The sequence below is a fragment of the Gelidibacter sp. F63206 genome, from assembly GCF_023015735.1.
The window spans coordinates 1-215 of sequence record NZ_JALKAU010000013.1 but is presented as its reverse complement, the minus strand read 5'-3'; the positions used below and the strand labels follow the sequence as shown (position 1 = coordinate 215).

General features: G+C 52.6%; 1 protein-coding gene. It reads right to left on the bottom strand.

Annotated elements, in window-relative coordinates; all coding sequences use genetic code 11:
• Positions 1–188, bottom strand: a 188-nt coding sequence (locus tag MWU32_RS00075) for a hypothetical protein (protein ID WP_246936572.1), incomplete at its 3' end; no start/stop codon positions are given.
• Between the last annotated feature and the right edge of the window lie 27 nt (positions 189–215).

Below are 215 nucleotides of genomic sequence, written 5' to 3'. Positions count from 1 at the left end.
TGTCTGGAAAGTGCGACAGCTGTGACTGCTCTGACGTTTCCCAGTGCACGAAGAAGGGAAACAGCTTGGTCATTGTTGAGACTGAGAAGAGCTACAACACTGTTGTCATGGATGCACCAGCCGCCGAGAACGGCGGAAAGTGCAAATGCGGCACCACCTGCTCTTGCATCGACTGCAAGTGTGGACATTAAGTCCCCTATTCGACAACCAATGGC